The organism is Pseudonocardia sp. N23, assembly GCF_002583555.1.
Taxonomy (GTDB): domain Bacteria; phylum Actinomycetota; class Actinomycetes; order Mycobacteriales; family Pseudonocardiaceae; genus Pseudonocardia.
The window spans coordinates 376,759-401,169 of the sequence record NZ_BEGX01000052.1; the positions used below are offsets into that span (position 1 = coordinate 376,759).

The following is a 24,411-nucleotide window of genomic DNA, read 5'->3' on the forward strand; positions in this document are numbered from 1 at the left end:
CTACTCGAACACCTGTTCGATCAGGTCGGGTCGGGTCGTCCACAGGGTCACGCGGACCCGCCGCGACGGTGCCGCCGGCGCGGCGAGCCGCTGCGCCGCGACGTCGTGGTCGCGCTCGGTCCGCCGCGCGACGGCGAGTCCGCAGCCGATCATGAGCACCACGCAGACAGCATGAACGTCCATCCGCGCCGGAACGCCGTGACCGTGGTCGGCAACATCCGCGCCGACCGCATCGGCCTCGTCGTCGAGGGCCTTCACGGGCAGCGCTCAGGATCCGCGCCGCGCCCGGCTCGGCGAAGCCGCAGTCGGCATTCAGCCGCGGTCCGGGCGCTCAGCCGCAGGTCCAGGACTCGACCACCGATCCCGGACTCAGGCGTGGGTCCGGGTGGGAAGGTGCTCGTCGAGCATCGCATCGAGCACCGACTTCGCCCGCGCGCCGACCACCCGCGTCACCCGCTCACCGCCGATGTAGAGGTCGAGTGTCGGCATCGCCATGACACCGGTGTCCCGGCAGACCCGCGAGTTGGCGTCGGCATCGACCGACACGACCCGCAGCCGTCCCTCCCGCTCCCGCCCGATCTGCGCGAGCACCGGGGCGACCATCCTGCAGGGCGGGCACCAGGCGGCCCAGAAGTCGACGAGCACCGGCACATCGGACCCGAGCACCTCCGTCGCGAAGGTGGCGTCGGTGACGGCGGGCAGGTCGGGTGCGGACATGGTTCCTCCCGGGAACGTCGTGCGGGTGAGATGGATGGACCGCGGGACGCGGCGACGCGCTACGGCTCGATGCCGGAGAACTGACAGCGGGCGCGCGAGGCCTCGGTGAGCTGGCGGGCGAGCTCGCCGCGGACCTCCTGCAGGCGGTCGACGTAGTCGTCGACCTCGGCGATCTTGCGGCGCAGCACGGCCAGCGAGTCGGGGCAGCTCGCCGCCCGCTCGTGGCCCGACCGCAGGCACTCGACGAACGGCCGTGTGTCCTCCAACGCGAACCCGAGCGCCACGAGCATGCGGATCTCGCGGACCGCACGAAGGTCGGCGTCGTCGTAGACGCGGTACCCGTTCGCGCTGCGGCGCCCGGTGAGCAGGCCGAGTGCGCCGTAGTGCCGCAACGTCCGCGTGCTCACGTCCGTGAGTTGCGCCAGCTCACCGATCCGCATCGCCGCCCCCTCAGGTCGAGGTCGACGCTAGACCTTGACACCGACGTCAACGCCAGCCCGAGCGACCGCGCCCGCCGACGATCCCTCCCGAGGACCCCGCTCACCGCCCGAACGTGTCTCCAGCGCACCCCACCGGCTCACGTGACACGCTCGACGTCCGAGCCCGCCGCCGGCGTGTTCTCTGCGCGCCCGCACGACCGTGACGACACGCTGAACGGCGTGGCTCCGGACCCGCCGGGCCGGCCGGCCGAGCCCGAACGTGTCGTCAGCGCAGGCGTCCGCACCGCACGACACGCTCGACGATCCGGTCGACGCCGCCGCCCGTCGCACCGAGCGTGTCACCGGCGCACCCGGATCACTCTCACGGCACGGCGGGACGCGACCCCCACGACGGCGCCGGTCGGGAGCGGCGGGTCAGCGTCGGGTGTCGACCAGAGAAGCGTCGATGTCGGCGACGGAGGCGGCACCGAGCTGCGACATCACCCGCACGACCTCGTTGCGCAGCAGCTCAAGCACCCGGTCGACGCCGGCCTCGCCCGCGGCGGCGAGCGCGAACATGTAAGGGCGGCCGACGAGCACGGCCTGGGCGCCGAGCGCGACGGCCTTGACGACGTCGGAGCCCCGGCGGACCCCGCTGTCGAGGAACACCTCGGCCCGGCCGGCGGCGGCGTCGACGACCTCGCCGAGGACGTCGATCGTCGCGGGTGCGCCGTCCATGTTCCGGCCGCCGTGGTTGGAGACGACGATGCCGTCGACACCCAGGTCGACCAGCATGGGGACCTCGTCCCCGCGCAGGACGCCCTTGACGACGAGGGGGCCGTCCCAGCGCTCCCGCAGCCAGCGGATGTCCTCCGGCGTCACCGACTTCACGTGGCTGATGGCGTCGGCCAGGTTGTCGTAGGCGCGCTTCGCGGCCATGACGTCGACGGCGGGCCCGGCGCTCTCGCCCGGGGCCGGTGCCGGTGCGCCGGCGCCACGGCCCGCGAGCGGGTTGAGCTTGGCGGCGACCCGGCCGAGCCCGGCGCTGCCGAGGAGGTAGTCACGCGCCCAGAGCGGCCGGGAGGCCCCGGCGAGCACGAGCTGCGGGGTGATCTTGAGAGGGATGCCGACGCGGTTGCGCAGGTCCTTCTCGCGGTACGGCTTGATCGCACTGTCCAGCGTTACGCACAGGACGCGGTAGCCGGCGCCCTCGACGCGGTCGATCAGCTCGACGTTCGCCCGGTGTTCGGGCTTCATGTACAGCTGGTACCAGAGCGGGCCGGTGGCCGAGCGGGCGATGACCTCGGGCTTCTCGCTGGCCCCGCCGGCGACGGCGAACGCCGTGCCCAGCCGGCCGGCGGCGCGCGCGACGGCGGGCTCGGAGTCGCTGTGGCACATGCGCGCGGAGCTGCACGGGGCGAGCATGAACGGCACCGACACCTGGTCGCCCAGGATCGTCGTGGCGGTGTCGACCTTCGTGACGTCGGCCAGCGCACGGGGGCGCAGGGCGATCCGGTCGAGCGACTCCCGGTTGCGGCGCAACGTGACCTCGTCGCCCGCGCCGCCGTCGACGATGTCGAACACGGCCCGTGGCAGGCGCCGACGCGCGAGGCTGCGCATGTCCTCGACGTTGTGGACCTGCGCGAGTCTTCCGGACCTCATGACGACTCCTCCCGGACCGGCCGTGATCCGGGTCAACGTACTTTCGTCCTGTAGCTGATGAACGTCCGGGGTCCGCGGCGACGGCTCCGTACGGTACGGAACGGACAGGCCGCTCAGTCGTAGACGGCGGCGAGCCACCACCTGCCCCGGGCGGCCACCAGGAGCACGGCGACGCCGTCGTCGAGCACGACCTGCAGGCGTGCCGTGCTCACCGCTCCGGGCACCCACCAGCGTTGTTGCACCGGCCACGGCCCCGCCCAGCCGACGACCGCACCCGACGGTCCGCCGGAGGTGTCGAGCCGGGCGGGGACGGCGTCGAGCAGGTCGGCCGCGCGGAGCCCGACGGGCGCGCCCGCGGCGTCGAGCAGGACGGCGTGCCGCGGTTCCGGCAGGACCGACGCGGGCGACGGCGCGGGGAGCCGTCCGGGCCAGACGGGGGCCGGCGACAGCAGCCCGGGGCGGGCGGCGCGGACCGGTTTGGTGCGGCGGGTCCCGCGCCGGGCGTTGCGGCGCATGGGTCCGGCGGGCGAGAGCGGTGGCTGGACCCCGGGGCCCGGCTCGCGCGAGCGCCCCGGACCCGCGCTTCCCGTGCGACCCGGCCGGGCGGCGGGGCCGCCGCCCGGTTCGGACGGCCCCGGCTCCGCGGCCGGCGGCTCTCCCGACATCGGACCGGCCCGGTCGTCGGAGACGCCGTCGAGCGTCGCGCGGGCATCGCCCCAGGAGACGAGCCGGACCCGCTCGGCCGGGTCACGGCCGCCGGTGAGCACCGCGGTGACGACCCCGCCCGGCCCCAGCAGCGCCTGCACCCGGACGAGCGCGCGGCCTGCCCGCTCGTCGGCCACCCCGACCTCCCCCCACAGCCCGAGCTGCAGCGCACCTGCGGTGACCGTCTCCTCCGGGGTCAGCCGCATCCGCACGACGGCGCCCGACCCGCCGCGGGTGAGCCACGCATCGAGCTGCCAGCGCACCCGGTCGACCGTGCCCGACGGGGTGAGCGGCTCGGCGCAGCGCCAGATCCGCAGCAGCTCCTCCCCCTGTTCCGTGGTGGCCGCGACGCCCAGCCGGGTACAGGACAGCCCGTGCCCGGCGAGCACCCGGTGCAGCCGTTCGGCGAGACCGCGGGCGGCGAACGCGGCGGCGTCGACCCGGTCGACCGGCGGGTCGAGCTCCAGCTCCACCGCCAGCTCCTCCGGCGGGCACCGCCGCACCGGAGGCCTCGGGTCGAGCCCGCGCGCCAGCCGGTGGGCGAGGACGGCATCGGCGCCGAACCGGGACGCGACGTCGGCCGCGTCGAGCGACCCGAACGCGCCCAGGCTGCGCAGCCCCAGCCGGCGCAGCAGCCCGACCAGTTCGGACCGGTCGACCTCCGGCTCGCGGTCGAGCTCGACGACGTCCATCGCGGCGAGGAACGCCGGCGTGGCCCCGGCCTCGACGGCGACCCCGCGGCGGGCGGCGAGCACCGCGGCGAAGAGCCCGTCGGCCACCCCGACCTGGCACTCGACGCCGGTGCGCGCCGCGACCCGGTCGACCAGCCGCTCCGCGGCCCCGAGCTCCCCACCGAAGAACCCGGCGGGCCCGCGGGCGGGGAGCGCCACCAGCCCCGGCCGGACGACCTCCACCCCCGGCGCCAGCTCCTCCACCGCGACGACGACGGGCTCGAAGAGCCTGGCGTCGCGCTCCGGATCACGCCCCAGCACCGCGAGCTCCGGACAGCGCGACTGGGCCTCACGGCGGCGCAGCCCCCGGCGCACGCCGTGGGTCCGGGCGGTGGCCGAGCAGGCCAGCACCCGGTTGCCGACGACCACCGCAGCGGGCCGGTGCGACGGGACACCTTCGGCGCGGGCGGCGGCGGTGACCGGCCAGTCGGGCGACCAGAGCGCCAGCACCCGCACCGGTTCCTCTCCGCCCGGGGCGGCACGACACCGGGCGGCGGTGCTCATACGGCGGCCACCCGCGCCGGGACCGGGGCAGCAGCCAGGTCCGGCCCCGGTACGGCGATCGCCTCGGGCGCGCCCACCGGCCCGGGCAGCAGCAGCCGGGCCTCGCGCCCGCCCGGGGCGATCCCGCGACCGCGCACCCGCACCCCGGCCCGCCGGGCCCGCAGCCGCCCGGCACCGCCGCCGACCAGCCCGTCCCAGCGCTGCCGGGTGCAGGTCAGCTCCAGGTCGGCGCCCGGCCACACGCCCAGCGCGATCAGCACCGTGCCACGCTGCCGCGCCCGCGCGGCCAGCCGTTGCCGGTCGGCCGCACGGACACCCGCCCGTTCGTGACCGGCGAGGGCCACCACGTCGAGCCCATCGACCAGGGCGGCGACCACCGCGACGAGATCGCGCCCGGGGTCGGGCACGAGTGCCAGCCGGTCGAGCCGGACACCGGCCTCCGCGGCGGCGAGCGCCCCCAGGTCGGGGCGGCCGACCACCGCGGCCCAGGCCCCCGACGCGGAGGCCTCGACCAGCAGCGCGAACAGCAGGGACGTGGCCCCCGGCGCGGCACCGACCGCCACCGTCGACCCCCGGCGCAGCCCGCCTGCCGGCAACACCCGGGCCAGCGGCCCGGGTACGGGCAGGACCCGCCCGTCGTCACCCGGGGTGGGCGCGGCCCGGGCCGGGTCGAGCCGGGCGGGCCGCTCCAGCCGCCGCAGCAGCCCGCGCGCGACCTCGAGCCTGCTCGCCGCGTCGGCCCCCGCGGTCTCCGCCATCGCCCACCCCCGCCATCGTTCGAACCTATGTTCGAACAATAGGCAGCGACACCGACGAACTCAACCGCCCCCCGAGGGACCGTGGACGACCCACCGCAGACCACCGGCGACCGACAGTCACTCGATCGAGGAATGCCGCTCGCAGGTGCCGTGACTGTACGAATATCCCGCCGGGCGAAACGTCGTCCCGGGCCTTCCCTCCCGACTCATTGGAGCGACACACGTGACGCGGGGTCAGAAACGCCGGAGCCAGCTGGCCACCCTCACCCTCGACCTCCCCTCGGCCCCGCTCGACCACTCGCTCGCCCTCCACCACGCCCCCGCGCCGCGGGTCGTCGCCCTCGTCCCCGCCCACGACGAGCAGCGGGCGATCCCGGAGGCGCTCGCGTCGCTGCACGGGCAGACCATGGCGTTGCACCGCATCGTCGTCGTCGCCGACAACTGCACCGACGACACCGCGGTCGTCGCCCGCAGGCACGGGGCCGAGGTCGTCGAGACCACCGGCAACCGCGACCGCAAGGCGGGCGCGCTGAACCAGGCGCTCGACCTGCTGCTGCCCACGCTGTCCGACGACGACCTCGTCCTCGTCACCGACGCCGACTCGATGCTGGTCCCCGGCTTCGTCGAGACCGCGGAGCGGAGGCTGCGCACCGACCACACCGTCGGCGCGGTCGGCGGCGTCTTCCACGGCGAGGCGGGGGCAGGACTGGTCGGGGCGTTGCAGCGCAACGAGTACACCCGCTACGCCCGCGAGATCTCGCGGCGCGCCGACCGGGCGTCGGTGCTCACCGGCACGGCCACCGTCTTCCGCGTCGGGGTGCTGCGCGAGGTCGCGCGCGCCCGGGGCGACCGGCTGCCCGGCCCGGCCGGCCACGTCTACGACCCCGGCGCGCTCACCGAGGACAACGAGATCACCCTGGCCGTGCGCACCCTCGGCAGGCGCACGGTCTCCCCCGCGGGCTGCGGCGTCCTCACCGAGATCATGCCGACGTGGGGCGACCTGTGGCACCAACGCCTGCGCTGGCAGCGCGGCGCCCTGGAGAACCTGCGTGGCTACGGGCTGACCGCCGTGACCGCGCCCTACCTCGCCCGGCAGGTCGGTATGTACCTCGGCATCATCGCGGTCGCGCTCTTCCTGCTGGCCACCACCCTGTTCGCGACGGCAGGCCTGCTCGGTCCACCTGCCGGGATCTGGGTCGGCGTCACCGCGGTGTTCGTCGTCGAGCGGGTGTGGACGGTCCGCGCCCGCGGCTGGAGGGGGATCGCGCTCGCGCTGCCGATGGTGATCGAGTTCGGCTACGACCTGTTCCAGCAGGCGGTCTTCCTGCGCGCGGCTGCCGACGCCGTGCGCGGCCGCCGCGCCACCTGGCATCACCTGCAGCCCCAGGAGGCGTGACCCGGTGTACGCCAAGCTCTGCGCGGTGGGCGGAGGCGTCGCGGCACCTGTCGGGCTGGCCGCCTACGCCGTCGACGACCTGCCGTGGCCGCTGGCGGCACTGTGGCACGTCGTCGCGGTCACGACGCTGCTCGCCGCGGCCCTCGCCCTGCTGCGGGTGCTCCCGAGAGGGCGGGGCCGCGGGTAGCCCGGAACCGACTCAGTGCGCGAAGTGCCGGGTCCCCGTCAGGTACAGCGGAACCCCGGCGGCGGCGGCCGCCTCGGCGACGACGTCGTCACGGATCGAACCGCCCGGGTGCACGACGGCGGCGACGCCGGCCTCGAGGAGGATCTCCAGGCCGTCGGGGAACGGGAAGAACGCGTCCGACGCGGCGACCGACCCGCGAGCCCGGTCACCGGCCCGGGCGACGGCCAGGCGCGCCGAGTCGACCCGGTTGACCTGCCCCATCCCGACGCCGACGGCAGCGCCGCCCGACGCCAGCAGGATCGCGTTGGACTTCACCGCGCGGCAGGCCCGCCACGCGAACAGCAGATCGGCGAGCACCTCGTCGGAGACGGGCTCACCGGTCGCGAGCGTCCACGAGGACGGGTCGTCGCCGGGGGCGTCGATCGCGTCGCGCTGCTGCAGCAGCAGCCCACCGGAGATCGCCCGCTGCTCCACGCCGCCGCGGCGGACGTCACCGTCGATACGCAGGAGCCGGACGTTCTTCTTGCGCTGCAGGATCTCCAGCGCCTCGGGCGAGTAGGACGGGGCGAGGACCACCTCGGTGAAGATCTCGGCCACCTGGCCCGCCATCTCCGCGTCGACCTCGGCGTTGACCGCGATGACGCCGCCGAAGGCGCTCAGCGGGTCGGTGGCGTGGGCCTTGCGGTGCGCCTGGGCGACGTCCATGCCGACGGCGATGCCACAGGGGTTGGCGTGCTTGATGACCGCGACCGTCGGCACCTCGCCGTGGTCGTGCGCGGCGCGCCAGGCGGCGTCGGCGTCGACGTAGTTGTTGTACGACATCTCCTTGCCGTGCAGCTGCTCCGCGCCCGCGAGACCACCACCGGTGCCGTCGAGGTAGAGCGCCGCGGCCTGGTGCGGGTTCTCGCCGTAGCGCAGCGTCGCGGCGCGCTCCCAGGTCGCGCCGGCCCACTCCGGGAACGGCCCGCCCTCGGGGTCGGCCGCCAGCACGCTGCCCATCCAGGACGCGACGGCGACGTCGTAGGTCGCGGTGTGCCGGAACGCGTCCGCAGCGAGCCGGCGCCGGTCGGTCAGGTCGAACCCGCCCTGCTTCACCTGCTCGAGCACCCACGCGTACCGCGACGGGTCGACGACCACCGCCACGCTGTCGTGGTTCTTCGCCGACGCCCGGACCATCGCGGGGCCGCCGATGTCGATCTGCTCGACGCACTCCTCCGGCGTCGCGCCCGAGGCCACCGTCTGCGTGAACGGGTAGAGGTTCGACACGAGCATGTCGAACGGGGCGATGCCCAGCTGCTCCAGCTGGGCCAGGTGCTCGGGCTTGCGGGTGTCGGCCAGCAGCCCGGCGTGCACCCGCGGGTGCAGCGTCTTCACCCGGCCGTCGAGACACTCGGGGAAACCGGTCAGCTGCTCGACCGGTGTCACCGGGACCCCGGCGTCGGCGATGCGCTGCGCCGTCGACCCCGTCGACACGATCTCCACGCCGAGCGCGTGCAGGCCCGTCGCGAGATCGAGCAGCCCGGCCTTGTCGTACACGCTGATCAGGACCCGTCGAACCGGTCTGCGCTCGCTCACGGAAGGTCACCTCTCGTCCGGTCGCGCCCGTCGCGGACGAGCGCGGCGACGGTGCCCACCAGCAACCGCCGCTCTGTGATCTTGATGCGTTCGTGCAGCTCGGCCTCTGTGTCGCCGGGCAGCACCGGAACCGCCTCCTGGGCGAGGATCGGTCCGGTGTCGACGCCGCTGTCGACCAGGTGCACCGTCGCACCACTGATCTTGACCCCGCGGGCCAGCGCGTCGCGGACCGGATGGGCTCCGGGGAACGCGGGCAGCAGCGCGGGGTGGGTGTTGATCATCGGGCACGTGATGCCCGCGAGGAAGGCCGGCCCGAGGATCTTCATGAACCCGGCCGACACGACCAGATCGGGGCGGTGCGCCGCAACGGCCTCGGTGAGGGCGACGTCCCACGCCGCGCGGTCGGGATGTGCGGAGACGGGGACGGAGAAGGTGTCGACGCCCGCGGCGCGTGCCCGGTCGAGCGCACCCACGTCGGTGCGGTCGCTGCCGACGGCGACCACGCCCCCCGGGTAGCCGGGGTCGGCGACGGCGTCGAGGAGGGCCTGCAACAGGGTGCCGGTGCCCGATGCCAGGACCACTATCCGGCTGCGGACGGGCGACGCGGGCACACCACTCCTCGGGCACGGCGGGGCGACGGGTAGGAAGGTCGAGGTCAGCCTAGGCCGAGGTCGCCGTCACACCGTCGCCGCCCCGGTCACCAGTCCGCGTCGCCGTCCGCCTCTCGCTGGGCGACGAGCTCGGCGACGGTCTGCGGCTTCCGCGCCGCCGCATCCCCGTCCCGCTGCTCGCCCGCCCCGACGTCGGGCCCCGGGGCGTCGATGTCGATGACCGTGCCGGCGTCGTCGTTCGGGTCCGCGTCGTCGGGCACACCCTCACGGTCCTCCCGACGGCCCCGGGCAGCCGTGACGGTGCGCGCGGGGTCGTCGGGACCGGACTCGTCCGGCTCGGCCGCGTCGTCGACGTCGGAGTCGCGCTCGTCGGAGTCGCGCTCGTCGGTCTCGTCGGCCTCGGCATCGACCTCGGCATCGGCCTCGGCATCGACCTCGGCGTCGGCATCGGCCTCGGCCTCGGCGTCGGCGTCGGCCTCGGCGTCGGCCTCGGCATCGACCTCGGCGTCGGCATCGGCATCGGCATCGGCATCGGCCTCGGCGTCGACCTCGGCGTCGGCGTCCTCGATCTCCTCGAACTCGGGCTCCTCGACCAGCGCGACGGCGCCGGGCACTGAGCGCTGGAACGTCGCCACCAGGAGGGCTGGACCACCGACCCACAGCAGGACAGCGGGCAACAGCAGCTCCGGACGCAACCGGACCGGGTCGAACTGGCCCGCGGCGAGCCGGCCCCCGGCGAGCAGCGCGGCGACGACCATCCCGACCGCGACGAGCACTGCCGCGGCGGCGGTGGCACGCAGCCGGAGCCGGACGTCGGGGACGTCGGCCAGGGCGCGTCGGCAGGCGGCGCCGACCACGGCACCGACGGCCAGCGGGACGAGCAGGACCCCGAGCACCCAGGCCGGCGGCGGAGTATCGGGCAGCGCGGCGAGCAGCGGGAACGGCATCCGCGGCCCGGCGGCGACGGTGAAGGGCGACGCCGCGGCGGCCCCGACGGAGACCCCGGGCCCGAGCAGCCACGACGCCCCGGCGACGACGGCGTTGGGAAGGTAGGCCGTCGCGAGGACGAAGACGCCGAGCGTGGAGCCGAAGCCGGGCGCGAGCGTCGCGAAGGTGGCCTCGACCTCCCCCGCCCGCAGCACCATGCCGACGGCGAGGACGGCCGCCCCGGCGGCGAGGAGCGCGAGGAGCCCGGCGGCGGCGCCGTGGAGGGCGGGCGGCGCCCAGCGAGGGAGGCGGGAGCGCCACTCGGTGGGGACGCCGCACTGGCGCAGCAGCCCGAGCCCGGCGGCGAGGGTGGCGACGACGCCGGCCCCGACCATCGCGGCCCAGGGTGCGACGGACACGGGTGCGGCGGCGGGCAGCAGGGCGCTGGCGAGGACGGCGACGGCCGCGTGCGCACCGGCCTGGGCGGCGAGGACGGCTCCGGCGTCGGTGCGCAGCCGGCCGCCGAGGCGCCGGACCGACCAGCGGGCGCCGGCGGCGACGACGAGCACGAGGACCAGCGTCGGCAGCAGCGGGAGGACGCTCAGCGGGGCGCCGACGACGGTCAGCGGGATCTGGTGCGCGGCCAGCCACAGCGGGATGGCGGTGGCGAACACGCCGTCGACGGACATGCCGGTGCCCGCGGTCAGGACGACGAGCGCGGCCGCGGGCAGCAGGATGCCGTAGCTGACCAGCACGGTCCCCATGGCGGAGGCGAGGAGGACGCGGAGGCGGTCGAGGCCGTCGCCGGGGTTCCGGCCGGCGGCCGCATGGTTGTCCGGGGCCGGGTCGGGGGCGTCGGGCGTGGCCGGGACCGACCGGGGCCGGGGAGGGTGGGTGCGGCTCACGCCGTCCACCATCTCAGCGCGGGCGGCCCGAGTCGGTCAGGCACGCCGGGCGCTCGTGGAGGGCGGCGTGGCTCACTGCTGCTGTGTGGGGGGCTGCTGCTCGCCGGTGGCGCCGTGGTGGATGGTCTGCGTCGAGTCGCCCGCGGGCTGCGGGACGGCCTGCTGCTGGCCGGTGTTCGGGCTGCCCCAGCCCTGCGCGCCGTAGGAGGGCTGCGACTGCGGCTGGCCGTAGGGCGAGGGCTGCGGTCCGGTCGGTCCACCGTAGGCGGGCGGCTGCTGGGCGCCGTAGCCGGGCGGCGGCTGCTGCATGTATCCGCTCTGGTAGGGCTGGCCGTAGCCGGGGGGCGGGCCGTAGGCGGTGGGCGGCTTGGGCGCCGGGGGCTTGATGATGCCGAGGTCCATGAGCACGACGACGACGGCGCCGACGGCCTCCAGCAGGCCGAGGATCATGACGATGATGATGATCGTCGGCAGCGAGGCGCTGGAGGAACCGAGGCCACCGGAGACGGCCGACACGGCCGAGGACGCGGCGAGCGAGCCCTGCAGGACGGCGAGGCCGCCGACGAGGGCGACGACGGCGCCGGGCAGGACGAGCGAGCGCCGGATCAGGCCGGCCGCGACGAGCAGCCCGCCGATCATCAGCATCTGCTGGCCCTGGGTGAGGTACAGGAAGATCGCACTCGAGAACGAGCAGAGGTAGACGACGATCCCGAGCGCTCCGACCCCCATGGCGACGAACCGGACCGGGCCTTCCAGAGCCTTGGCCTGCTGGGCCTCGGTCTGCTGCGACATCGAGCTTCCCCCTCGTCGCGCGACCGGGGCCGCACGTCGTCCTGCGAATCAGTTTGGGACGGTAACCCATCCGGTGGACCCACCATTGGCGGGTCCACCGGAGGAGCCGGTGCCGGCCTCGGAGCGCGCTCCTAGAGGCCCGCGATGATCTCCCGCATCAGGTCGGCGGTCTCGGACGGCGTCTTGCCGACCTTGACCCCGGCGGCCTCGAGGGCCTCCTTCTTGGCCTGGGCGGTGCCCGCGGAGCCGGAGACGATGGCGCCGGCGTGGCCCATCGTCTTGCCCTCGGGGGCGGTGAAGCCGGCGACGTAGCCGACGACCGGCTTGCTGACGTTGGCCGCGATGAAGGCCGCGGCCCGCTCCTCGGCGTCGCCACCGATCTCACCGATCATCACGATCGCGGCGGTCTCGGGGTCGGCCTCGAAGGCCTCGAGCGCGTCGATGTGCGTGGTGCCGATGATCGGGTCGCCGCCGATGCCGATGGCCGTCGAGAAACCGATCTCGCGCAGCTCGTACATCATCTGGTAGGTCAGCGTGCCCGACTTCGAGACGAGCCCGATCCTGCCGGGGCCCGCGATGTCGGCCGGGATGATGCCGGCGTTCGACTTGCCGGGCGAGATGATGCCGGGGCAGTTCGGCCCGATGATGCGGGTCTTGTTGCCCTTGGCCACGGCGTGCGCCCAGAAGTAGGCGGAGTCGTGCACCGGGACACCCTCGGTGATGATCACCAGCAGCGGGATCTCGGCGTCGATCGCCTCGATGACCGCGTCCTTGGTGAACTTCGGCGGGACGAACGCGACGCTGACGTCGGCGCCGGTCTCCTTGATGGCCTCCTCGACGGTGCCGAAGACCGTGATGTCCTTGCCGCCGATGCCGACAGTGGTGCCGGCCTTGCGGGCGTTGACACCGCCGACGATGTTCGTGCCGGCCGCCAGCATCTTGGTGGCGTGCTTGGTGCCCTCGCCGCCGGTGATGCCCTGGACGATGACCTTGCTGTTCTCGTTGAGGAAGATCGACATGTCAGGCCCCCGCAGCCGCGAGCTCGGCGGCCTTGTCGGCCGCGTTGTCCATCGTGTCCACCTGCGTGACCAGCGGGTGGTTCGCCTCGTCGAGGATGCGCCGACCCTCGACGACGTTGTTGCCGTCGAGCCGCACGACCAGTGGCTTGGTGGCGGCGTCGCCCAGGATCTTCAGGGCCTCGACGATGCCGTTCGCGACCGCGTCGCACGCGGTGATGCCGCCGAAGACGTTGACGAACACGCTCTTGACGTCGGGGTCGCCCAGGATGACGTCGAGACCGTCGGCCATGACCTGGGCCGAGGCGCCGCCGCCGATGTCGAGGAAGTTGGCGGGCTTGACGCCGCCGTGCTTCTCGCCTGCGTAGGCCACGACGTCGAGCGTCGACATGACCAGCCCCGCGCCGTTGCCGATGATGCCGACCTGGCCGTCGTCGAGCTTGACGTAGTTGAGGCCCTTGGCCTTCGCCTTGGCCTCGAGTGCGTTCTCGGTGCGCTCGTCGACGAGCCCGGCGTGGTCGGGGTGCCGGAAGTCGGCGTTCTCGTCGAGGGTGACCTTGCCGTCGAGCGCGATCACCTTGTCCTGCGGGTCGCGGACCAGCGGGTTGACCTCGACGAGCGTGGCGTCCTCGGAGACGAAGGTCTCCCAGAGCTTCACGATGACGTCGGCCGCCTCGCCGGCGACGGCGGCGGGGATCTTCCCGGCAGCGACGATCTCGGCGGCCTTGGCCTTGTCGACCCCGGCGATCGCGTCGACCGGGATGCGCGCCAGGGCGTCGGGACGCTCGACCGCGAGCTGCTCGATCTCCATGCCGCCCTCGGCCGAACACATGGCCAGGAAGGTGCGGTTGGAGCGGTCCAGCAGGAACGAGAAGTAGTACTCCTCGCTGATGTCGCTGGCCGTCGTCACCAGGACGCGGTGAACGGTGTGGCCCTTGATGTCCATGCCGAGGATGGCCCCGGCCTTCTCCTTCGCCTCGTCGGCGGTCTCGGCGAGCTTGACGCCGCCCGCCTTACCGCGGCCGCCCGTCTTCACCTGCGCCTTCACGACGACGGCGGTGCCCAGTTCGGCGGCCACCGCGGCCGCGTCGTCCGCGGTCTCGACGGTCCGGCCCGGCAACACCGGGACTCCGTGTGCAGCGAAGAGATCCTTCGCCTGGTACTCGTACAGGTCCACTCGGCTCTTCTCCTGATCACTCCGGTGTGCCAAGGCGGCCGCGGGCGCGTGATCGGACGCGTCGCGTCGCCGACCACCGGACTCGACCGTGCTCTCCGCCCCAGGACCCTAGCGACGGTCGGTGCACCGGCCCTGACCTGGCCCGGTGAGACCAGTCACCTTGCCGGTGGGGCTGCTCACACCGGGTGATGCATCGCCTGGGGACGACATCCAGGATGGGCAGGACGTACCTCGTTGACCTACCGTTCAGTACATGGCGGCCCGCAGCGCTCTGGCCCGCCTCGCCACGGTGGCGGGCGGGGCGGGGTCGGTCGCCCGTGAGGCCGGCCGCGCCGCGGGTTACGCGGTGCGCACGTTCGGCTCTCCCGCGGGCCTGCGGGGTGTCGCGCTGGAGAGTGCGTGGCTCGCCGTCCACGTCGCGAGCTACCCGCTGGGGCTGCTCGCCGAGTCGGTCCGCGATCCCGACCACTACCGCACCGACGCCCTGCCCCCACGCAGCCGCAGCCTCGTCGTGTCCGACGTGGCCGCCGCCGGGACGCCGATCCTGCTGGTGCACGGGATCATGGACAACCGGTCGGTGTTCAGCGTGTTCGGCCGGGCGCTGCGCCGTCGCGGCTTCGGCCGGGTGCACGCGGTGAACTACGGCATCCTCACCGGTGACCTGCGCGACGCCGCTCGCGAGCTGCGCCGGGTGGTCGAGGAGATCCGCGAGTCGACGGGCGCGGACAAGGTGCACGTCGTGGGGCACTCGCTCGGCGGCATGATCGCCCGCTACTACGTGCAACGGATGGGCGGCGACGAGGCGGTCGACACCTTGGTGACGCTGGGCAGCCCGCACACCGGGACGGCGACCGCGTACCTGATGCCGACGCCGCTGGCGCGCCAGCTGCGGCCGGGCTCGCCGATCATGACCGAGCTCGCCGAGCCGGCGCCGCGGTGCAGTACCCGGTTCCTGGTCGTCTGGAGCCGGATGGACGAAATGGTCGTGCCGCAACGGAATGCCCGGCTGATCCATCCCGACCTGATCGTCGACGAGCTCGAGCTACGTGACGTGGGTCACCTCTCGCTCCCGATCGACCCGCGCACCGTCCACTGGGTGGCGACGGCCCTCGCACGAATCGATGCTCCGACTGATCACTTCAGCCGCAGGTCGCGCTCCCGAAGGCCTGGATCCACAACACTGCGTGACGAATCCTCGCTCGCCTGACCTCGTCCGGGTGCATCTACCCACACGCCGTCGGGGGATTTGCCACCCCACCGCGGAGCCCGCTAGTTTCGCCAGGTCCGGATCACGGACGGGTCACGACAGGTGACGAGCCGGCCCCGAATCGGCTCGCCGAGGGTCTCCCCACCCGACCTGCACGCCCACCGTGGACGGGCTGCCTCATCGTCATCGAGAAGGGCAGTTCTTGTCGTCGCGCCACCGCTCCCCACGCGGCGCCGACCGGGACCCCGACGTACGTACGCCTCACGGTGCACGTGCCGTCCGGGGAGGACACCGGTTACCGGCGCCACCGCCTGCGCACGTCCGTGGACGTGCGACGGTCGCCTTCGCGGCGGCCGGGGCGCTCGTGGCCGCAGGACAGTCGCTCGCCTCCCTCTGGGGAGCGAGCCACCCCGTCGACGAGCCGTACGCGAACCTCTCGACCAACGCGATGATCCCCGTCTCGACGACCACCGAGGCCGTCCCCGACGACGTCGGACCCGCCCCTGCGCAGCCCGCCATCGGCGCGAGCCGGCTGCGCACCGCCCAGGCCGGCGACGGCCTCGACGCGGGTGAGGACGTCGACGTCGCCAACCTGACCAAGGCCGTCGACATCGGCGCCAGGATCGCGCAGCAGGCAGGCGTACTGCGGCAGGCACTGGCCGCGGGCGCCCCGCAGGGCGTGCTGTTCCAGGGGGCGGCCTACGTCCTGCCGACCACCGGCCGCTTCACCTCCGGCTTCGGCGCCCGCTGGGGTGTCACGCACTACGGCATCGACCTCGCCAACAGCATCGGCACGCCGATCTACGCGGTCACCGACGGCGTCGTCACCGAGTCGGGCCCGGCCAGCGGATTCGGCATGTGGGTGGTGCTCCAGCATCCCGACGGCTCGCACAGCGTCTACGGCCACATCAACCGCAGCCTGGTCAAGGTCGGCGAGAAGGTCACCGCCGGCGAGAAGATCGCCGAGATGGGCAACCGCGGACAGTCGACCGGCCCGCACCTGCACTTCGAGATCTGGACGCCGAGCGGCGCGAAGATCAACCCGCTCCCGTGGCTCGCCGCCCGCGGCATCGTCATCGGCGGCACCGGCGACGACGGCCCCTCACACGACTGACCCTGCTCACACAGCAGGGGCCGCCGCGAGCTCTCCCAGGTGGCGCAGCGAGTTCGTGAGGTGCTCGGCCGGGAACGGCGGGAACGAGATGAACTCCCGGATCTGCGACGGGACCTGCGCCCAGTCGTAGGTGAGGACGACCTCCGTACCCGAACCCACCGGCGTCAGGTCGTAGCGCCACGTCCAGCCGCCGAACTCCAGGCCTGCGTCGCCCTCCTGGCCCGGTCGCCACCCGATCACGCGCGGCGCGTCGAGGATGTACACCTGGTTGGCCATGAGGTAGTCGCCGTCCGGATGGTTCGAGTGGAACATGTTGATCCGGAAGACCTGCCCCTCCGCCGTCAGCGGCGCCGGGTCGACGGCGTCGCGCACCCAGCCGGTGCCGTCGATCGCCGCGTGCGCCGCGGGATCGGCCAGCACCGCGAACACCGCCTCGACGGGCGCGTCGACGGTGACGGTGACGGTCATGGTCTCGTCGGCGGGCACGGTCTCGTCGGCGGGCACGGTCTCGTCGGCGGGCACGGTCTCGTTCTCGGCGCTCATGGCACTCCTCGTCGTCCGGGGCCTCCCCACGGGATCGCGGGAGGCCTTCCCCGGTACTGACGACGCAGCGGCCCGGAACTGAGCGGTCAGAGCTTCTGCAGCGGAACACCGCCGATGAGCATCAGCCGCACCGTGCCCGCGCTGCCGAAGTCGATCGTCACCGTGGCGCGCGCGCCCGCGCCGTCGGACGCCACGACCGTGCCCAGGCCGTACTTGTCGTGGTTGACCCGGTCGCCCACGTCGAGGCTGATCGTCGCCTGGTTCAGCTTGCGCTCCGGCACCCGCCAGTCGCCCCGGTCGGTCGCGCCGGGTCGGCGGCCGAACCCGAAGCGCCCCACCGGCGCCGACGGCCGCTGCGCCTCCTCGCGACGCCACTCCACCAGCTCGGCCGGCACCTCGTCGAGGAACCGCGACGCCGGGTTGACGCTCGGCTGGCCGAACGCCGTGCGCACGATCGCCCGCGACAGGTACAGCCGCTGCTGCGCCCGCGTGATGCCGACGTAGGCCAGCCGCCGCTCCTCCGCCAGCTCCGCCGGGTCGCCCAGGGCGCGCATGTGCGGGAAGACGCCGTCCTCCCAGCCGGTGAGGAACACGACCGGGAACTCCAGCCCCTTTGCCGTGTGCAGCGTCATCAACGTGACCATGCCCGAGTCGTCGTCGGGGATGGAGTCGGCGTCGGCGACCAGCGCGACCCGCTCCAGGAACGCCGCCAGCGACCCCGGCGCGGGGGCACCGACGTTGGTGTCGTCGGTGTCGAGCGCGAGCTCCCCCGTACCGATGACGGTGCCGTCGGGGTCGCCCGCGCCGCCGTCGGCCAGGTCGGCCACCGCGGCGTCGCCCGCGAACTCCCGCGCGACGGTCACGAGCTCGGCCAGGTTCTCCAGCCGGGAGCCGTCCTGCGGGTCGTCGCTCGCCTCGAGCTCGGACACGTACCCGGTCCGCCCGTAGACCGCCTCCAGGATCTCGGCGGTGTCGTCGCCCCGGTCGACGAGCTCACGCAGGTCGTCGAGCATCCGCTGGAAGTCCGCGATGTTGCGCTGCGACCTGGTGGCCAGCGCCGGCAGCTGCTCCGGCTGCTCCGCCGCGACCCGCAGCGCCCGGGAGAACGACGTCCGGTGCCGCTCCGCGTACTCCGCGACCACCGCCTCCGCCCGGTCGCCGATGCCGCGCTTGGGCACGTTGAGGATGCGCCGCAGGCTGACCGTGTCCTCCGGGTTGGACAGCACCCGCAGGTAGGCCAGCGCGTCACGGATCTCGCGGCGCTCGTAGAACCGCACCCCGCCGACGACCTTGTACGGCATCCCCACGCGCAGGAACACGTCCTCGAACACCCGCGACTGCGCGTTGGTCCGGTAGAAGACCGCCACGTCGCTGTTGCGGACGTCCCCCGCGTCGACCAGCCGGTCGATCTCCCCGGCGATGAACGACGCCTCGTCGTGCTCGTTGTCGGCGACGTAGCCGACGACCTTCTCGCCGTCGCCCTGGTCGGACCACAGCCGCTTGTCGCGACGGTCGGCGTTGCGCGCGATGACCGAGTTGGCCGCGGAAAGGATCGTCTGCGTCGACCGGTAGTTCTGCTCCAGCAGGATCGTCCGCGCGTCGGGGAAGTCCTGCTCGAACTCGATGATGTTGCGGATGTTCGCGCCGCGGAACGCGTAGATCGACTGGTCGGAGTCGCCCACCACGCACAGCTCCGCGGGCTTCCCGCCCGGCGTCGCCGGCTCGACCAGCTGGCGGACCAGCTCGTACTGCGCCTTGTTCGTGTCCTGGTACTCGTCGACCAGGACGTGCCGGAACCGGCGCCGGTAGTACTCGGCGACGGCGGGCAGCCGCGACAACAGCGACACCGTCTCCATGATCAGGTCGTCGAAGTCGAACGCGTTGGCCTGCCGCAGCCGTGACTGGTAGCCGACGTAGACCTCGGCGACCCGGCGCTCGAAGTCGTTGCCCGCCCGCTCCGCCGCGTCGTCGGCCGAGAGCAGCTCGTTCTTCAGGTTCGAGATGTGTGCGGCCAGCCCGCGCGCGGCGAACTTCTTCGGGTCGAGCTCCAGGTCCCGCGCCACGATGCCGACGAGGCGGCGCGAGTCGTCCGCGTCGTAGACGGAGAACGCGCTGCGCACCCCGAGGTGCTTGGCCTCCCGGCGCAGGATGCGCACACACATGGAGTGGAACGTCGACACCCACATGGCGTTGGCCCGGCGGCCCACCAGCGCGTCGACCCGCTCCTTCATCTCGGCCGCGGCCTTGTTGGTGAAGGTGATCGACATGATCTCGCCGGGATGCACGTGCCGCTCCGCGAGCAGCCAGGCGATCCGGTGCGTGAGGACCCGGGTCTTGCCCGAGCCCGCGCCCGCGACGATCAGCAGCGGCGACCCGGCATGGGTGACCGCCTCCACCTGCCGCGGGTTGAGCCCTTCGAGCAGCTTCTCCCCCCGCTCGGTGGTGGGGCGGGCGGGGTTCTCGGAAGGCAGTTCGAACAGCGCGCTCATCGTGTCGAACACGGTACCGGCGGGGTACGACGGAGCGCGCCGCGGCGCCGGTGTGGCAGACTTGCGGTCGTGTCGGCGGCGCAGCGATTTTCCCGCGGGTACCGGATCCCGGTCCCCGTCGCCGCCTGACGCACTCAGCCCCGACGCCCCGGAGTCCACTGGACCCGGGGCGCTTGCATGTCACGGGCCGGTGGAGCCACAGGAGGAGACCATGTCCGTGACCACCGAGCCGTCCCACGAACCGGCCGTACCCGCCGACGCCGCCACTGGAGCCGACGTGAGCGACAACCCGACCGCCGACACCGTCACCGGCGACGTCCCGACCACAGGCATCCCGACGACCCCGGACGAGATCGACGTCCTGCGCCGCGAGATCGACCGGCTCGACGCCGACATCCTGCGCCTGGTCCAGGAACGCACCGAGGTCTCCCGTCGCATCGGCGCCGCCCGGATGGCGGGCGGCGGACCGCGGATCGTCTACAGCCGCGAGATCCACGTCCTGGCCCGCTTCCGCGAGCTCGGCGAGGAGGGCCGCGAGCTGGCGATGCTGCTGCTGCGCCTGGGCCGGGGCCGGCTCGGCGGGCGCTGAGCACCCGCACAGGGCACACACAGGGACGAAAACCCGCCGCCACCGGGCGATCCGGTGGCACAGTGGAGGCATGGGGACCGTCTTCGGCATCGTCGCATTCGTCATCGCGCTCGTCGGCGTGCTCGCCGCGCTCGGCCACGTCGGCTACCTGGCGATGCTGAACAAGAGCGCCAAGGAGCGAGGCCTGTCCGGCGGCGCCACCGCCGAGTACGTGAGCGGCCGCTGGAAGGTCGCGGGTGGCACCGCGCTCGTCGCGCTCGTGGGCCTGCTGCTGACGACGGGCGGCGTCGTCCCCGACATCCTGGGCATCATCGTCGCCGGTGGCGCGGGCATCGCGGCCAAGGGCGCGCTCGACTCGACGCGGCGCGAGTTCCGCGGCCAGCTGCCGCGCTAGGGGGTCCCGCGGGAACCGCGGTCCCGCGTCGGCGCGCGACACCTCCGTGGCGTGGGACCGGTCCCGCCGTACCCCGCCGCCCCGGCCCGTCCGCGCGGATGAGCCGTTCGGCCGGTTCGTGTCGTCGTGACGTCCGCGCTCGGTCGCTGTGGGTCCGCTCCCCCGCACGGGTGGTCTTGCGGGGGACGCGGCTGATCGCCGCCGGCGATGCCCCGTTCGGACGCACCGCTCGGCGAGAGGTGACCCTCGCCACGGTCGATCGGGGGCGAATGGCCGCATCCGTGACGCTGCCTGGCCGTTCGTGCCTGCATCCGCCCCGTGAGTGATCGGCTCCGGAGCGCTACCAACGCTCAGCGGTCGGTGGCCATCGGTGAGCGGGATTCACCCTTCCGGGGCGGTAGCGATGAGCGGGCGAATGACACTTGGTGAACATTCTGCGGGTCCGGTAAGTGTGTTCCTTGCAAGTAATCACCCGAAGGAGGTCGGCGCACCGTGGTCCCGTTCGCTCAGCGTGGTTCGTCCCGGCGTGAGGCGGAGATCGTCACGGTCGCCGAGTTGGTGCGGCGCAACGTCCCGGCCCCCCGGGCGGCATCCGACGTCGACGATGACCGCCACCCCACCGACGAGGTCCACGTCCCCGACCAGCGCGGCCCGGACTACGTGTCCGTCGGCAGCCTGATGCGCCGCGAGGGTCGCGCCCCGCACACGTTCGACCGGCCCCTCAAGCCCCGCGCCTCCCGCGTCGAGCGCTCGTCCGACGATGCCGCCGACGAGCGCGCCTCGGGCCGGCGCAGGATGACCGTGGCCGCCGCGGCCATGCTCACGATCGGCGGCGTCCTCGGCGCAGCCGTGTTCACCGACGCGGCCTCGAACTCCTCGGCCGCGCAGGATCAGCTCGACGGCAGCTTCCCCGGCCGCGGCGGGACCGGCGACGGTTCCGGCTCCGTGGCGCTGCCGTCCCCGGGCAACGCCCTCGCCGCCGGTGTCGCGGCCCCGACCTCCTGGATGAACGTCGCGTTCCCGTCGGCCCTTCCGGCCGCCGGCGGCAGAGGCGGCGCCGGGGGCACGGTCTTCGGCTCCGGCGGTGCCGGGGGTGGCAGTGGCACCGGCGTCGTCGTCCCGCCGGTCGGGGGCTCCGGCGGCAACGCGGGCGGCACCGGCGGCAACGGCGGCGGCCAGGTCCCCGTCGACAGTGGGCAGCCGCAGCACTCGCCGATCGTCGACGACACCGTCACGAGCGTGACCCACCCGGTTGCAGGTGTCGTGCGCGACGTCGGCTCCGACACCCCGCTCGAGCCCCTGACCGACGGTGCGAGCGGTGCCGTCGAGGGGCTCGGCGACGGCCTGGGCAAGACGCTCGGCTCGGCAGTCGGCACCGTCAACAAGATCGCCGAACCCGTCACCAAGCCGGTCAACCAGGTGCTCGCGCCCGTCACCGGCCAGGTCAAGCAGCTCGCCCCGCCGCTGGCCCCCGCGCTCGACCTGCTCACCCCGTCCAACCCGGCCCCGGACAGCGGCCCGCAGCAGTCGGTCGTCGAGACCGTCGGCCGTGGCGTGAGCGACACCGCGGGCGGCCTCGTCGAGACTGCGGGCGGAACCGTCGGCGGGCTGGTCGGCGGCCTGACCGGCTCGCGCTGACCTCCGGCGGACCCGCCCGCCGCCACCGGGACACCCACCGCCGAGTTCGACGTGATGCTGCTCCGACGGTGTCGGGCACCAGTCCCAGGTCGAGCTCGGCGGTGTCGTGCGTGTCAGACCAGGCGGCGGTCCGACGCCCAGCGGGACAGCTCGTAGCGGTTGGACAGCTGCGTCTTGCGCAGGACGCTCGACACGTGGGTCTCGACCGTCTTCACCGAGATGAACAGCTCCCCCGCGATCTCCTTGTACGCGTAGCCCCGGGCGAGCAGCCGCAGGACGTCGCGCTCGCGGCGGGTGAGCAGGTCGAGCTCGGGGTCGCCGGGCGGGGCGGCACCGGGCCGGTCGGAGAACACGTCGAGCACGAAGCCGGCGAGCCGCGGCGAGAACACGGCGTCGCCACCGTGGACGCGGCGGACGGCGTCGGCGAGGTCGCGGCCCGAGATCGTCTTGGTGACGTACCCGCGCGCCCCGGCCCGGATGACGGCGATGACGTCCTCGGCGGCGTCGGAGACGCTGAGCGCCAGGAACACCACGCCCGGGGCCTCGGGCCGGACCTTGCGCAGCACCTCGGCGCCGCCACCGTCGGGCATGTGGACGTCGAGGAGCACGACGTCGGGGGTGAGGTGGCGGATCGCGGCGACGGCCTCGTCGACGGAGCCGGCCTCCCCGACGACCTCGACGTCGGGCACGCCGCGGTCGAGCTCGGCGCGCACCCCCGCCCGGAAGAGGCCGTGGTCGTCGACGAGGAAGACCGTGATCGGCGTCCCCGCATCCTTCCCCGAGCCGGTCGTCCCGGCACCGCCGGTCCCGCTGCCCATGTCGGTCTGCTCGTCGCTCACGACTGGACCTCCTGCCTGTCGTCGGAGCCGTCCGCGTCGACGGTCTCACGACCGGGGTCCTGCGGTGCGCGTTCGGCTGTGTCGGCGGTGCGGACCGGAACCGGCGCACCGGTGCCCTCCGTGCTCGCCTCGGTGATCGTCATGGCGAGGTGCACCTCGGTGCCCTCCCCCGGTGTGCTGCGCAGCCGGACACGTCCGCCGTGGCGGGCCATGCGGGCCTTGATCGAGCCGGCGACGCCGTGCCGGTCGGCGGGGACGTCGTCGGGGTCGAAGCCCTTGCCGCGGTCGCGGACGAAGACGTTGACCTCGTCGGGCTCGATCTCGACGTAGACGCTGATCTCGTCGACACCGGAATGCTTCGCCGCGTTGACCATGGCCTCGCGGGCGGCGAGGACGAGGGCACGCAGGTCGGCGTCGAGCGGGCGGTCGGCGCCGACGAGGACGGGGCTGACCGTCAGCGCGTAGGTGTCCTCGACCTCGGCCGCGGCCTTCGTGAGCGACTCGGCGAGACCCTCGTCGAGGGCGGGCGCCTTGACCCCGCCACCGGAGCTGCCGCGGCCGTAGCCCTGCGGACCGTAGAGCCAGTGCCGCAGCTCGCGTTCCTGCCCGCGGGCGAGCCGCGTGACCTCACGGGGCTCGTCGGCCTGGCGCTGGATGAGGGCCAGGGTCTGCAGCACGGAGTCGTGCAGGTGTGCCGCGATCTCGGCCCGCTCGGCCTCGATGATGCGCTGGCGACGTTCCTCGCCGAGGTCGCGGGCCAGCCGCAACCACCACGGGACGGTGAGCACACCGATGCCGACGATCGTCGCGATCACGGCGAGCAGGCCGAACTGCACCTGGCCGAGGTTGATGTTGCCGATCAGGAACACCGCGATGCCCAGCGCGACGAACAACGCCCCGGCGACGACGCGGATCAGCGCGGTGCGTCCGCCCCCGGCCGCCCCGGCGACCCCGGAGCGGGCGCCGGCGGCCCAGCGGCGACGCTGCGACTCGTCGGCCTCGCGCCACACGACCGCGGCGCCGAGTGCGGCGACTCCGAGGGGCCCGACGATCCAGCCGATGACGGCGTTGCCGAGCAGCGCGGCGACGAGCCCGATGCCGAGCCCGAGCGCGACCAGGCCCATGGCCTGCTGACGTTCACGGCGCGGGACGGTGCGTTCGGTGTCGGCGCTCTCCTGACGGACGAACATCCAGAGCAGGGCATAGCCGACGACGCCTGCGCCGTTGATGGCGGCGAGCACGACGAACGCGGCGCGCACCCACAGGACCCCGATGCCGAGGTGGTCGGCCACGCCACCGGCGACACCGGCGACGAGCCGGCCGGATCGGCGGCGTTCCAGCGGGCCGCGCGTCGGCACGGGCGGTTCCGGGACACCCGCGGCGGGGGTCCCGGGACGCGCCGCGCCGGGGGCGCCGCTGGTCGCAGCTGGCTGACTCACGCCACCATGGTCACACGCAGGACGGCCCCGGGGCATCGGGGACGACCTCCGGGGGACCTCAGGGTCGTCCCGGATGG

At 73.9% G+C, this 24,411-nt stretch carries 23 protein-coding genes; 7 read left to right on the top strand and 16 right to left on the bottom strand.

Features of this window, described 5'->3' with window-relative positions; genetic code table 11:
* The 6 genes from TOK_RS32640 to TOK_RS15315 all read right to left on the bottom strand — a co-directional run bounded on the left by TOK_RS32640 (position 1) and on the right by TOK_RS15315 (position 5,496).
* Entirely contained in the window at positions 1–162 is a 162-nt protein-coding gene (locus TOK_RS32640; RefSeq protein ID WP_172457578.1) for a hypothetical protein, read from the bottom strand.
* Between the two features lie 207 nt (positions 163–369).
* Positions 370–717, bottom strand: a complete 348-nt coding sequence (locus TOK_RS15295; RefSeq protein ID WP_098958505.1) for a co-chaperone YbbN — start codon at positions 715–717, stop codon at positions 370–372.
* Positions 718–776: 59 nt separating this feature from the next.
* A complete protein-coding gene (locus TOK_RS15300) occupies positions 777–1,157 on the bottom strand; it encodes a MerR family transcriptional regulator (RefSeq protein WP_098958506.1) in 381 nt (126 codons plus the stop codon).
* Between the two features lie 414 nt (positions 1,158–1,571).
* Entirely contained in the window at positions 1,572–2,798 is a 1,227-nt protein-coding gene (locus tag TOK_RS15305; protein WP_098958507.1) for an alpha-hydroxy acid oxidase, read from the bottom strand.
* Between the two features lie 113 nt (positions 2,799–2,911).
* Positions 2,912–4,738: a DNA polymerase Y family protein gene (locus TOK_RS15310; protein ID WP_098958508.1), complete on the bottom strand. Its 1,827-nt coding sequence runs from the start codon at positions 4,736–4,738 to the stop codon at positions 2,912–2,914.
* Complete coding sequence (locus TOK_RS15315) at positions 4,735–5,496, bottom strand: hypothetical protein (protein ID WP_253258399.1); 762 nt, start codon at positions 5,494–5,496, stop codon at positions 4,735–4,737. The genes TOK_RS15310 and TOK_RS15315 overlap by 4 nt, the downstream gene beginning before the upstream one ends.
* Positions 5,497–5,719: 223 nt before the next feature.
* Between TOK_RS15315 and TOK_RS15320 the strand changes: the two genes are divergently transcribed.
* Positions 5,720–6,892: a glycosyltransferase family 2 protein gene (locus tag TOK_RS15320; protein WP_098958509.1), complete on the top strand. Its 1,173-nt coding sequence runs from the start codon at positions 5,720–5,722 to the stop codon at positions 6,890–6,892.
* 4 nt (positions 6,893–6,896) lie between these two features.
* Positions 6,897–7,079, top strand: coding sequence for a hypothetical protein (locus TOK_RS15325; RefSeq protein ID WP_098958510.1), 183 nt, complete (start codon positions 6,897–6,899; stop codon positions 7,077–7,079).
* 12 nt (positions 7,080–7,091) lie between these two features.
* Here TOK_RS15325 and purH read toward each other — a convergent pair whose 3' ends face one another.
* The 6 genes from purH to sucC all read right to left on the bottom strand — a co-directional run bounded on the left by purH (position 7,092) and on the right by sucC (position 14,082).
* Positions 7,092–8,654 carry a bifunctional phosphoribosylaminoimidazolecarboxamide formyltransferase/IMP cyclohydrolase gene (purH, locus tag TOK_RS15330; RefSeq protein WP_098958511.1) on the bottom strand — a complete coding sequence of 521 codons (1,563 nt, stop codon included), beginning with the start codon at positions 8,652–8,654 and terminating at the stop codon, positions 7,092–7,094.
* Positions 8,651–9,265, bottom strand: a complete 615-nt coding sequence (gene purN, locus TOK_RS15335; RefSeq protein WP_098958512.1) for a phosphoribosylglycinamide formyltransferase — start codon at positions 9,263–9,265, stop codon at positions 8,651–8,653. Before purN ends, purH begins: the two co-directional genes overlap by 4 nt.
* Before the next feature lie 86 nt (positions 9,266–9,351).
* A complete protein-coding gene (locus TOK_RS15340) occupies positions 9,352–11,097 on the bottom strand; it encodes a DUF6350 family protein (protein ID WP_141566407.1) in 1,746 nt (581 codons plus the stop codon).
* Between the two features lie 72 nt (positions 11,098–11,169).
* Positions 11,170–11,889, bottom strand: coding sequence for a DUF5336 domain-containing protein (locus TOK_RS15345; protein ID WP_098958514.1), 720 nt, complete (start codon positions 11,887–11,889; stop codon positions 11,170–11,172).
* Between the two features lie 131 nt (positions 11,890–12,020).
* Complete coding sequence (sucD, locus tag TOK_RS15350) at positions 12,021–12,908, bottom strand: succinate--CoA ligase subunit alpha (RefSeq protein ID WP_098958515.1); 888 nt, start codon at positions 12,906–12,908, stop codon at positions 12,021–12,023.
* A gap of 1 nt (position 12,909) precedes the next feature.
* Positions 12,910–14,082: an ADP-forming succinate--CoA ligase subunit beta gene (gene sucC / locus TOK_RS15355; protein WP_098958516.1), complete on the bottom strand. Its 1,173-nt coding sequence runs from the start codon at positions 14,080–14,082 to the stop codon at positions 12,910–12,912.
* Between the two features lie 253 nt (positions 14,083–14,335).
* On the opposite strand from sucC, the gene TOK_RS15360 reads away from it, so the two are divergent.
* Positions 14,336–15,289, top strand: coding sequence for a triacylglycerol lipase (locus tag TOK_RS15360; RefSeq protein WP_098958517.1), 954 nt, complete (start codon positions 14,336–14,338; stop codon positions 15,287–15,289).
* A gap of 364 nt (positions 15,290–15,653) precedes the next feature.
* On the top strand, positions 15,654–16,403 hold the full coding sequence (locus tag TOK_RS15365; RefSeq protein WP_098958518.1) for a M23 family metallopeptidase: 750 nt from the start codon (positions 15,654–15,656) through the stop codon (positions 16,401–16,403).
* Positions 16,404–16,409: 6 nt separating this feature from the next.
* Here the strand turns inward: TOK_RS15365 and TOK_RS15370 are convergent, their stop codons facing one another.
* Positions 16,410–16,946, bottom strand: coding sequence for an SRPBCC family protein (locus TOK_RS15370; protein ID WP_098958519.1), 537 nt, complete (start codon positions 16,944–16,946; stop codon positions 16,410–16,412).
* An 86-nt stretch (positions 16,947–17,032) separates the two neighbouring features.
* Positions 17,033–19,435, bottom strand: a complete 2,403-nt coding sequence (locus TOK_RS15375; RefSeq protein WP_098958722.1) for a UvrD-helicase domain-containing protein — start codon at positions 19,433–19,435, stop codon at positions 17,033–17,035.
* Positions 19,436–19,712: 277 nt separating this feature from the next.
* Between TOK_RS15375 and TOK_RS15380 the strand changes: the two genes are divergently transcribed.
* The 3 genes from TOK_RS15380 to TOK_RS15390 all read left to right on the top strand — a co-directional run bounded on the left by TOK_RS15380 (position 19,713) and on the right by TOK_RS15390 (position 22,056).
* On the top strand, positions 19,713–20,024 hold the full coding sequence (locus TOK_RS15380) for a chorismate mutase (RefSeq protein ID WP_098958723.1): 312 nt from the start codon (positions 19,713–19,715) through the stop codon (positions 20,022–20,024).
* Positions 20,025–20,094: 70 nt separating this feature from the next.
* Positions 20,095–20,418 (top strand): hypothetical protein, encoded by a 324-nt coding sequence (locus tag TOK_RS15385; RefSeq protein ID WP_098958520.1) that lies wholly within the window; start codon positions 20,095–20,097, stop codon positions 20,416–20,418.
* 492 nt (positions 20,419–20,910) lie between these two features.
* Positions 20,911–22,056, top strand: coding sequence for a hypothetical protein (locus tag TOK_RS15390; RefSeq protein WP_098958521.1), 1,146 nt, complete (start codon positions 20,911–20,913; stop codon positions 22,054–22,056).
* A 113-nt stretch (positions 22,057–22,169) separates the two neighbouring features.
* On the opposite strand, the gene TOK_RS15395 is transcribed toward TOK_RS15390, so the two are convergent.
* Complete coding sequence (locus TOK_RS15395; RefSeq protein WP_098958724.1) at positions 22,170–22,874, bottom strand: response regulator transcription factor; 705 nt, start codon at positions 22,872–22,874, stop codon at positions 22,170–22,172.
* Between the two features lie 17 nt (positions 22,875–22,891).
* The gene (locus TOK_RS15400) at positions 22,892–24,370 is read right to left on the bottom strand and encodes a PspC domain-containing protein (protein ID WP_253258400.1); all 1,479 of its coding nucleotides are present in this window, start codon (positions 24,368–24,370) and stop codon (positions 22,892–22,894) included.
* Positions 24,371–24,411: the final 41 nt, after the last annotated feature.

What these genes read in the sequence shown, in the direction of transcription:
- TOK_RS15360 (WP_098958517.1), top strand. Translation starts at nt 14,336, where the DNA reads ATGGCGGCCCGCAGCGCTCTGGCCCGCCTCGCCACGGTGGCGGGCGGG.
- TOK_RS15305 (WP_098958507.1), bottom strand. Translation starts at nt 2,798, where the DNA reads ATGAGGTCCGGAAGACTCGCGCAGGTCCACAACGTCGAGGACATGCGC.
- sucD (WP_098958515.1), bottom strand. Translation starts at nt 12,908, where the DNA reads ATGTCGATCTTCCTCAACGAGAACAGCAAGGTCATCGTCCAGGGCATC.
- TOK_RS15310 (WP_098958508.1), bottom strand. Translation starts at nt 4,738, where the DNA reads ATGAGCACCGCCGCCCGGTGTCGTGCCGCCCCGGGCGGAGAGGAACCG.
- TOK_RS15295 (WP_098958505.1), bottom strand. Translation starts at nt 717, where the DNA reads ATGTCCGCACCCGACCTGCCCGCCGTCACCGACGCCACCTTCGCGACG.
- TOK_RS15370 (WP_098958519.1), bottom strand. Translation starts at nt 16,946, where the DNA reads ATGAGCGCCGAGAACGAGACCGTGCCCGCCGACGAGACCGTGCCCGCC.
- TOK_RS15315 (WP_253258399.1), bottom strand. Translation starts at nt 5,496, where the DNA reads ATGGCGGAGACCGCGGGGGCCGACGCGGCGAGCAGGCTCGAGGTCGCG.
- TOK_RS15400 (WP_253258400.1), bottom strand. Translation starts at nt 24,370, where the DNA reads ATGCCCCGGGGCCGTCCTGCGTGTGACCATGGTGGCGTGAGTCAGCCA.
- TOK_RS15395 (WP_098958724.1), bottom strand. Translation starts at nt 22,874, where the DNA reads ATGGGCAGCGGGACCGGCGGTGCCGGGACGACCGGCTCGGGGAAGGAT.
- TOK_RS15385 (WP_098958520.1), top strand. Translation starts at nt 20,095, where the DNA reads ATGGGGACCGTCTTCGGCATCGTCGCATTCGTCATCGCGCTCGTCGGC.
- TOK_RS15375 (WP_098958722.1), bottom strand. Translation starts at nt 19,435, where the DNA reads ATGAGCGCGCTGTTCGAACTGCCTTCCGAGAACCCCGCCCGCCCCACC.
- TOK_RS15345 (WP_098958514.1), bottom strand. Translation starts at nt 11,889, where the DNA reads ATGTCGCAGCAGACCGAGGCCCAGCAGGCCAAGGCTCTGGAAGGCCCG.
- TOK_RS15300 (WP_098958506.1), bottom strand. Translation starts at nt 1,157, where the DNA reads ATGCGGATCGGTGAGCTGGCGCAACTCACGGACGTGAGCACGCGGACG.